Raw genomic sequence first — 1,038 nt, forward strand, 5'->3', positions numbered from 1 at the left:
ATTTCCGCCAGAACCTGCTGATCCACGGGATCCTGCCGGTTATGCCCTCACGAAAAGACCGCAGTGTTCCACAAAAAAACAGACTGGCGACGTTACAGGGACCGCAACCGCATCGAGCGGATGTTCAACCACCTCAAGCAGATGCGCCGCAGCGCGACCCGCTACGACAAGACCGCCCTGTCCTTCATGAGTTTCCTCAATATCGCCGCAGCAAGGCTCTGGATCAACTCTTTTGTCAACGTGACCTAGGTCTGCTGATTTACTTCTTCGCTGTTGTTGAGCCCCGTAACCAGGAGGCAGCACGACAGGCAGAAATTTTCCAGCACCTGAAGGGCCCCGCGCAATCTTGCGATTTTTGATGCCGCTGCGTCTCTGATCGACGCACATTACTACGATCCGCATTTCTCTGGCACGGACTGGCCAAAGCTGCGCGCCGAAATGCGACGGAAGGCCGAGATGGCACCGAACGATTTCGAACTTTACTGGTCAGTTCTGTACCAGATGGCGCAGCTGTTTCCTGCGTCGCATATGGGTTTTATCGCGCCGTCTGCACGGATACCCGCGTCCACCTCGTCAGCCCAGAAAACAAAATCTACGTCGCCAACCCGATGTGAGACAACTCTGGGGAACGGTGGCCTCTGGTTAAGCACGGTCCGCCGTCTTAACAGCCGGATTTTAACGAGCGGTGAAATCGATCCCGGATCACCGGCCGCCGAGGGGGGGGTTGCAGCCTGGCTGGCTGCTTCAGATGTACACAGCACGCGTTGATGGATGATCTCGAAACATCATCTCGGCTGCTCGACAGCGCGCAACAAGGGCACCTGCGACAACCGGACCAATATGCGTCGCGACGAGCTGGAGCGGCGCGTGCTCGACGCCCTGCGTCATCATCTCATGGATCCGGCCCTGTTCGCCGAGTTCTGCACGGCCTTCACCAACGAGATGAACCGGCTGCGCATGGAAGCGTCGGCCGACATCGACGCAGCGAAAACAGAACTGAAGCGGGTCGAGCGCGACATCCAGCGCCTGATGGATCTC

2 protein-coding genes and 1 pseudogene are annotated in these 1,038 nt (G+C 58.0%); all 3 read left to right on the forward strand.

Annotated features, from left to right (window positions below; translation table 11 throughout):
- The first annotated feature begins 63 nt into the window (after positions 1–63).
- Positions 64–249, forward strand: a complete 186-nt coding sequence (locus tag KP701_RS16115; RefSeq protein WP_215747491.1) for a transposase — start codon at positions 64–66, stop codon at positions 247–249.
- A gap of 102 nt (positions 250–351) precedes the next feature.
- Positions 352–768 (forward strand): hypothetical protein, encoded by a 417-nt coding sequence (locus KP701_RS16625; protein ID WP_215747911.1) that lies wholly within the window; start codon positions 352–354, stop codon positions 766–768.
- Positions 769–771: 3 nt separating this feature from the next.
- Positions 772–1,038: pseudogene (locus KP701_RS16125) on the forward strand (zinc ribbon domain-containing protein); the annotation flags it as partial.

The organism is Gluconobacter sp. P1C6_b (genome assembly GCF_018811945.1).
GTDB lineage: Bacteria > Pseudomonadota > Alphaproteobacteria > Acetobacterales > Acetobacteraceae > Gluconobacter.